Raw genomic sequence first — 7,920 nt, 5'->3', positions numbered from 1 at the left:
AAGATTTGGATGTTAATTTGCACTGAAAATTGACCCAGCTTCCCCACGAATTTGCAACGAAATCTGACCCACGTTCATAGCACAATTTCCCCTGTCCTTTCGGCAGGAGATCGGAGTGATCGACGTGGCTTTACTAGGCATAATTCGACGCTGGCACCTACGTGACCAGATTCCCCTCCGGGAGATCGCAAGACGACTCGGCATCTCCCGCAATACCGTCCGGCGATACCTACGGTCGGAGACCACAGAGCCCTCCTATGCGGAGCGGCGATCATCAAGCGTCTTAGACAAATATTCGGTGCAGCTTTCAGCCTGGCTCAAGGCCGAGGCGAGCAAACCCCGCAAGCAACGGCGGAATCTGAAGCAGATCCACTTGGACCTTAAGGAGCTGGGGTATGAAGGATCATATGACCGCGTGGCAGCGTTTGCCAGGCAGTGGAAGGTGGGTCAACTAGAGTGGGTCAATTCTGCGAGCAAACGAACAGACGGACTACTAGGACTGTCTCCCGTCTGAAATTAATGTCGCTGATTCTGATGTTTAGCAGCTCGCCCCGCCTGACACCTAGGTAGTACAGCCAATGGACTATAAGCTGGTTTCTGAACCTCACATGATCTGATTTCCAAGGGTTGGCGTGACTGGAAGGTTCAACAGTCGCGAACAATTTCGCGACCGCTTCGGGATGAGCTCCCTCTCGTCTTCCAACCTGACTACGCCGGCGGTCACGAGGGGCACGTGCTTCCAAGCCTGTACGACACGTTTGCCATGCCTTGATGGCGTTATTTCGGTATTGCGTGTTCAAGCGGCTCACGCGATCCCGAACAAACCAATCCATAAAGGCACTAACTGCACGAATCCTATTCTTTCCGCTTTGGCTGCAGATTTCGACTCGGGCATGATTCGTGTACTTTGGACTAGAGCGTACCGCTGCCACCTTCGGAGTACTGGCTTGCCCGAGGTCAGCAATAGTGTCGGGCAACGTCCGTCTACACCACTTGACGAGTTCGTCCAACTCGTGAGGCTGGAGCATTTCACAACTTCGAATGCGTTCGCCAAGGTCTATCCCCCTGGCCTGCAAAAACAGCTTAAGCACAATGATCGAACGCAGGTGAAGTTCAATCGTGTTGCTGGCTTTGGCAGTTGCTCGTAGATGGGTCAGGACATAGATCGCTGTATCGAAATCGGGCTCGCCAGTTTCGGAGTTCGTCAAGATGGGGAAGCGCTCCCCAGATTGGAACAACAGGGTTCGTACTGCAAAAGGGTTCTGCACTTCTTGTTTACCTTTTTGAGTTTCCGACACCCTACAGAGTAATTTAATCATTAGAAAAAATGTAAACAAATAAAAAAGCGGAGCTAAATCAATAGCTCCGCTTTTGTTGTTTACACTTTCGTGTTTATTCCGGCCTAGAACGGAATATCGTCGTCCATGTCCGAGAAATTAGGCGCTGGACGTGCTGCCGGGCGTGGTGCCGGTGCAGGAGCAGCCTGAGGACGTGGAGCCGGACGTGCCGCAGGCGCGTCGTAACCCATATCGTCGCCGCCGCCCATGCCACCACCCATGCCGGCGGCATCGCCACGGCCGCCCAGCATCTGCATGTTTTCAGCGATGATGTCGGTGGCGTACTTCTCGATGCCATCTTTGTCGGTGTACTTGCGGGTCTGCAGGCGCCCTTCCACGTAGACGGAAGAACCTTTTTTCAGATACTGGCCCACGATTTCAGCCAGGCGGCCGAAGAAGGAAATACGGTGCCACTCGGTCAGCTCTTTCTGCTCGCCGGTATTGCGGTCTTTCGAACGATACGAGGTGGCCACGGCGATGTTGGCAATCGCGTCACCGCTAGGCATGTAGCGGATTTCCGGATCGCGACCCAGATTGCCGACGATGATCACTTTGTTGACTGATGCCATTTATGAAACTCCTGAAGGAATGGGGGCCGTTTCAACGGCCCCAAAACCAAGGAGTTTACCCTAAATTAATAGTCCCTCAAATATCGCCGGCTCTGACAAAGCTCAATTCGCCGTCGATTTCCCGCCGCCGTCCAGGCCACCCGCCAGGGCCACATAGCTGCGCGCTGTGGCCACCGCGATATCCCGGTGCACGCCGATCAACTGCTCTTCCACAGTCAGCACGGCGTATTCGGCATCCAGCAGCCCCAGCACGCTTTCCGCCCCGTTGCGGTAGCGCAGGCGGGTCAGGCGGGCCGTTTCCCGCGCCAGCTCGTAGACCGAGGTCAGCTGGACGTCGCGGGCGCGGAACTGGCGCCAGTCCGACAGGGCGGAATCGGCCTCCTCCAGGGCGCCGGCCACGGTTTTCTCGTAGCCAGCCAGGGCGATCTGGGCGCCGGCCCCGGCCGCCCGCACCCGCGCCCGCAGCGCCCCGCCGTCGAGCAGAGTCCAGGACAGCGCGCCGCCAACCTGCCAGGCACGGGCATCCGCCCCATGCAGGCTGCCGGCCGGGGCAACCAGGCCGAACATGCCGGACAGGCTGACCCGGGGGAACAGCTCGGCCACGGCGACGCCCTGCTGGGCGGTGGCGGCAGCCAGGTTGCGTTCGGCGGCCGCCACGTCGGGACGGCGGCGCAGCATGGCCGCCGGATCGTCCACCGCCAGCGTGGCCGGCAGGCGCAGCGGATGCGGCGCTTCCAGTGCCAGTACTTCCGGTGCATCGAGTTTCAGGCCGGACAAGGTGGCCAGGTGGTTGCGCGCCACGCGCTGGCGCGCGGCAATGCCCGGCGCACGGGCCGCCAGCAGGCCGAGCTTGGTTTCCACGCGGATGCGGTCGACCGCCAGCGCCTTGCCTACCCGCTCGCGTTCGCGCACCAGTTCCAGCGCCTGGCCATAGTTCTCCAGCTGCTGTTTCAGGCAGGCCGCTTCATCCTGCGCGCTGCGGAATTCGGCATAGGCGATCACCACCTGCGCCAGCAGGGTGCGCCGGACATCGTCACGCAGCGCCTGCTGCTGCTCGTAACCGGCGCGCGCCGCTTCCACGCTGCGGCGTACGCGGCCGAACAGGTCCAGCTCCCAGTCGATGAAGGCGCTCACCTTGGCCGGGCTGGTGATGACCGGGTCGCCATCCGAGCGCTCCACCTTGGCGGAGTGCTTGCGCGCCACGCCGGCGTCGACGCCCAGCGAAGGCAGGCCGGCCGATTTGGTCGCTGTCAGCTGCTCGGCGGCGATCTGCAGGCGCGCCATGGCGATGCGCAGGTCATAGTTGCCGCGCCAGGCTTGCTCGACCAGTGCATCCAGCTGCGGGTCTTCGAACTGGCGCCACCAGCCGGCGGGCGGAGCGCTGGTATCGAGCGCGGTGCCGTCACCGGCCGACGATGGGAAGGCGGCCGGCGTCAGCGGCGCCGTATCGGGTTTGACATAGTCCGGGCCGGCCGCGCAGCCGGCCAGGGCCAGCGCGGTCAGGCCCGCAATCATTGTGAGTTTCATGCGGTGGTACCTTCCAGCGAATGCGGTTGCGGTTGCGGTTGCGGTTGCGGTTGCGCCGCCGCTGCGCGGCCTGCGAACAGGGTAAAGAACAATGGGGTGAACAACAGGCCGAACACGGTCACGCCCAGCATGCCGCCGAACACCGCGGTCCCCATGGCCTGGCGCATTTCGGCGCCGGCGCCGGTGGAGAACACCAGCGGCAGCACGCCCATCAGGAAGGCCAGCGAGGTCATCAGGATCGGACGCAGCCGAGTGCGAGCTGCGGCAATCGCTGCGGCTTGGGCGCTGGCGCCGGCCTGCTGTGCCTGGCGGGCAAACTCGACGATCAGGATCGCGTTCTTGGCGGCGAGGCCGATCAGCACCACGATGCCGATCTGGGTCAGCACATTGTTGTCCATGCCGCGCATCGACACAGCCAGCAAGGCGGCCAGCACGCACATCGGCACGATCAGCACCACCGACAGCGGCAGCAGCCAGCTTTCATACAGCGCGGCCAGCAGCAGGTAGACGAAGACCACGGCCATGCCCAGCGCCAGGGCGGTGCTGGCGCCGGCCTGCTTCTCCTGCAGCGCCAGTTCGGTCCACTCGTAGTCGAAGCCGACCGGCAGGCGGGCCTGCAGCAGCTGCTCCATGGCGGCGATGGTTTCGCCGGTCGAGAAGCCAGGCTTGGTGCTGCCCTGGATTTCCGCCGCTGGGAACAGGTTGTAGCGCGGCACGCGGAACGGCGCCGTGGTTTCGCTGAAGGTGGCGACCGCGCCCATCGGCACCATGGCGCCGCTGCTGGAACGCATCTTCAAGGCCGCCAGGTCGTCCACCGTACGGCGGAACGGTGCGTCGGCCTGCGCCGTCACCTTCCACACGCGGCCCATCAGGTTCAAGTCGTTCACATACACGGAGCCCAGGTAGGACTGCAGGCTATCGTTGATGCGGTCGGGGTTTACGCCCAGCATTTCGGCACGGGTGCGGTCGATATCGACTTTCACTTGCGGCGCCTTGGCGTTGAATGGCGAGAACGGCGCGTTCACCGAAGGCAGTTTGCCGGCAGCTTCCAGCACGTCCTTCACCACGGCCTGCAGCGCTTGCGGGCCCTGGCCGTTGCGGTCGCGGATCAGCAGCTTGAAGCCGCCGCCGGTGCCGATGCCCGGAACTGCGGGCGGCGGGATCACCATCACTTTGGCCTTGCTGATCGGCGCCAGCGTCTTCTTCATCGCAGCCAGCATGGCCGGGCCGTCCAGGCCCAGTGCGGCCCGCTCGTCGAACTCCTTGAAGACGGCGAAGATCACGGCCGCATTGGGGGCGGAAGTGAAGGTGGCGCCGTCGGTGCCGGCAAAGGCCGAGGTGTGGGCAATGCCCGGCTGCTGCAACAGGCGCTGGGCGGCGTCCTGCACCACTTCGCTGGTGCGCGCCAAGGTGGCGCCAGGCGGCAGCTGGATCGACACGATGGCATAGCCGCGGTCAAGCTGCGGCACGAAGCCGGTCGGCGTGGCGTCGATGCGCCATACGGTCAGCGCAACGAGCAAGCCGTAGATCGGCAGCATCAGGGTGCGGCGTTTCAGCGAGAACTTCGCCAGCACCTCGTAACGGCCCGCCAGGCGGTGGAAGAACTGCTCGAACCATGCGGTCCAGCGCGCGCCCAGCGTGCGCGGGGCGCCTGGTTCGTGGGCACGCAGCAGGCGTGCGGCCAGCACTGGCGAGAGCGTCAGCGACACCAGGGCCGAAATTGCGGTCGACACGGCGATGGTCACGGCGAACTGGCGGTAGAACATGCCGGCGATGCCGCTGATGAAGGCGGTCGGCACGAATACAGCGATCAGCACCAGGGCGATGGCGATCAGGGCCGAACCCACTTCGTCCATGCTGCGCACGGCAGCGGCGCCCGGCGTCATGCCTTCGGCGATATGGCGCTCGACGTTTTCGACCACCACGATGGCGTCGTCGACCACGATACCGATAGCAAGCACCAGGCCGAACAGCGACAGATTATTCAGCGAGAATCCCATGCCGGACATGATGGCGAAGGTCCCCACCAGCGAGACCGGAATGGCCAGGATCGGGATGATGGCAGCGCGCCAGGAACCGAGGAAGACCAGCACCGCCAGGCAGACCAGCACGATGGCTTCGAGGATGGTGTCGCGCACCTTGTCGATCGAGGTCTTGATGAAGCGGGTCGGGTTGTAATACGCGTGGTACTCAAGGTCGCTTGGGAAGTCGCGCTTCAGCGTATCGAGGGTGGCGATGATGCGTTCAGCAGTATCGAGCGCATTGGAGCCGGGCTTCTGGCTGATGCCCAGCGCGACGGCGGTTTCGCCGTCCAGGTAGCCGCTCTCGGAATAATCCTGGGCGGCCAGTTCTACCCGCGCCACATCGCGCAGGCGGATCGGCGCGCCGGTCTCGGGATTCACGGCAATGATGATGGCGTTGAATTCATCCACATCGCGCAGGCGGCCTTGGGTGCGCACCTGCACCTGGTAGGCGCCGGCGCCGCTGTCGGGGGCCTGGTTCAGCACACCGGCCGAAACTTGGACGTTGTTCTTGCGGATGGCCGCCACCACGTCGGCCGGCATCAGGCCAAGCGAAGCAGTGCGCGCCGGGTCGAGCCAGACGCGCATCGAAAAGTCGCGCGCGCCGCGGGTGTAGGTATCGCCGACGCCTTCAACGCGGGCAATCGAGTCTTTCACGTTCGCCGAGACATAGTTCGACAGGTATTGCTGGTCGCGCGTATGTTTGGGCGATGTGAAATACACCACCATCATCAGGTCGGGCGAAGCCTTCTTGACCGCGATGCCCTGGCGCCGCACTTCGTCCGGCAAGTGGGCTTCGGCGATGGCGACGCGGTTCTGCACCAGGGCCTGCGCCTGGTCGACATTGGTGCCCGGTTTGAACACCACACTGATGGTCAGCTTGCCGTCGCCCACGGATTGGGAGGACAGGTACAGCATGCCGTCCACGCCGTTGACTTCCTGTTCGATGGGAGCGGCCACGGTATCGGCCAGTTCCTGGGCCGACGCGCCAGGGTAGACGGTCTTGATCATGACCGTCGGCGGCACGATCTCGGGGAATTCCGAGACCGGCAGCATGCGGCAGGCCAGCGCACCGACCAGCGTCAGCAGCACCGAACAGACGATGGCGAAGACGGGACGGGCAATGAAGAAGCGGGATAGTTTCATAGTAAATGCGCCATCCCTGCTTAGTTGCTTTGCGGCGCCGTGGTGGCCGTAACACGGTCACCCGGCTTGACGCGGCCTGCGCCGGTCACGATCACGCGCTCGTCCGGCGCCAGACCGGCCAGCACAACGCGCTTATGGCCGACCAGGGCGCCGGTTTCGATGGCGCGCGGCACGGCTTTGCTTTCACCGTCGACCACCATCACCAGCTTGCGATTCTGGTCGTTCTGGATCAAGGCATCAGGCACCAGCAGGCGCTCGACGCGCGGGCCGACCGGCACTTTCACCTGGGCGAAGTAGCCCGGCACCAGCAAGCCGTCGGAATTCGGCACTGATGCCCGCAGGCGGATGGTGCCGGAGCGGTTACTGGTTTCGCTGTCGACGAAATCGATGTCGGCCTGGCGCGTAGCCTGCACGCCTTCCACGCTGACGGTCACCTGCTTCGGCAGCGCGCCGTTGCGGCGCAGGCGCTGGTAATCGGCTTCCGGCAGGTCGACCGTGGCGCGCACGGTGTCGGTGGCGACGATGGTGGCCAGCACGCCGCCCTGGGCGCCGCCGCCGGAAACATAGTTGCCAACGTCGATGCGGTGGTCCGAAATGCGGCCCGTGATCGGCGCGGTAATGGTGGAATACTCAAGTTCCAGCTCGGCGTTGCGCAGTTCGGCCTTGGCCACCTGCACCGCCGCCTTGGCGCCGTCGTACTCGCCTTGCGCCTGGTCGCGGTCTTCAGCGCTGGCGGCGCCGCTGCCTTGCAGGGCATTGGTTCGCTCGTACTGGGTATGGGCCAGCTGGTAGCGCGCCTCGGCGGCCGACAGCGCGGCACGCGCGCGGTCGCGCATCGCCAGGAAAGGGCGCTGGTCGATCACGAACAACGGGGTGCCAGCCTTGACCAGCTGGCCATCCTTGAACTGGATGGCGGACAGATAGCCGGAAATGCGCGAACGCACTTCAACGCGCTGTACAGCTTCGACACGGCCGGTGTACTGCAAGGTATCCTGCACCAGGTCCTGGGCCGGCGGCGCCACCGTCACGGCAGGCGCAGCGGGCGCCGCAGCCGGGGTCGCGGCGCGCGACGAACAGCCGCCCAAAGGCAGGGAAAGGGCCACCACGGCAAGCGCGGCGGTCGGTAATACGGGGGAAAAACGAAGCGAATACATGGCTCTAGTTTGTTGTTAATCGTGAAATTAATAATATGAGCCTTTGCTCACATTGTTAACTCGCATTCCCCCGCGCCCCAGTAAGCACACGGGCTGTGGCGCTGCGCCGCCTGTACTGGGGGCCTGCCGGCGTCGGCTCGCATCTAAGGACGTTGCAGGGCTTTCC

General features: G+C 63.7%; 4 protein-coding genes and 1 pseudogene. 1 reads left to right on the top strand and 4 read right to left on the bottom strand.

The window, feature by feature from the left end; all coding sequences use genetic code 11:
* Window positions 1–115 precede the first annotated feature (115 nt).
* A pseudogene (locus tag H597_RS0119495) lies at window positions 116–440 on the top strand (helix-turn-helix domain-containing protein); the annotation flags it as partial.
* 962 nt (window positions 441–1,402) lie between these two features.
* On the opposite strand, the gene ssb reads toward H597_RS0119495, so the two are convergent.
* The 4 genes from ssb to H597_RS31630 all read right to left on the bottom strand — a co-directional run bounded on the left by ssb (window position 1,403) and on the right by H597_RS31630 (window position 7,754).
* A complete protein-coding gene (gene ssb / locus H597_RS0119490; RefSeq protein ID WP_028103611.1) occupies window positions 1,403–1,906 on the bottom strand; it encodes a single-stranded DNA-binding protein in 504 nt (167 codons plus the stop codon).
* A gap of 102 nt (window positions 1,907–2,008) precedes the next feature.
* Window positions 2,009–3,433, bottom strand: a complete 1,425-nt coding sequence (locus H597_RS31635) for an efflux transporter outer membrane subunit (protein ID WP_083941188.1) — start codon at window positions 3,431–3,433, stop codon at window positions 2,009–2,011.
* Entirely contained in the window at window positions 3,430–6,600 is a 3,171-nt protein-coding gene (locus H597_RS0119480; RefSeq protein ID WP_028103610.1) for an efflux RND transporter permease subunit, read from the bottom strand. The genes H597_RS31635 and H597_RS0119480 overlap by 4 nt, the downstream gene beginning before the upstream one ends.
* A gap of 20 nt (window positions 6,601–6,620) precedes the next feature.
* Entirely contained in the window at window positions 6,621–7,754 is a 1,134-nt protein-coding gene (locus H597_RS31630; RefSeq protein WP_051293924.1) for an efflux RND transporter periplasmic adaptor subunit, read from the bottom strand.
* Between the last annotated feature and the right edge of the window lie 166 nt (window positions 7,755–7,920).

It is taken from the genome of Pseudoduganella violaceinigra DSM 15887, assembly GCF_000425385.1.
Classification (GTDB): domain Bacteria; phylum Pseudomonadota; class Gammaproteobacteria; order Burkholderiales; family Burkholderiaceae_D; genus Rugamonas; species Rugamonas violaceinigra.
Note: the sequence above shows the minus strand (reverse complement) of the source record. Positions and strands in the feature narration are given on the sequence as shown.

Excerpts from the sequence above, each read along its gene's own strand:
- ssb (WP_028103611.1), bottom strand. The coding sequence starts at position 1,906 with ATGGCATCAGTCAACAAAGTGATCATCGTCGGCAATCTGGGTCGCGAT.
- H597_RS31635 (WP_083941188.1), bottom strand. The coding sequence starts at position 3,433 with ATGAAACTCACAATGATTGCGGGCCTGACCGCGCTGGCCCTGGCCGGC.
- H597_RS0119480 (WP_028103610.1), bottom strand. The coding sequence starts at position 6,600 with ATGAAACTATCCCGCTTCTTCATTGCCCGTCCCGTCTTCGCCATCGTC.
- H597_RS31630 (WP_051293924.1), bottom strand. The coding sequence starts at position 7,754 with ATGTATTCGCTTCGTTTTTCCCCCGTATTACCGACCGCCGCGCTTGCC.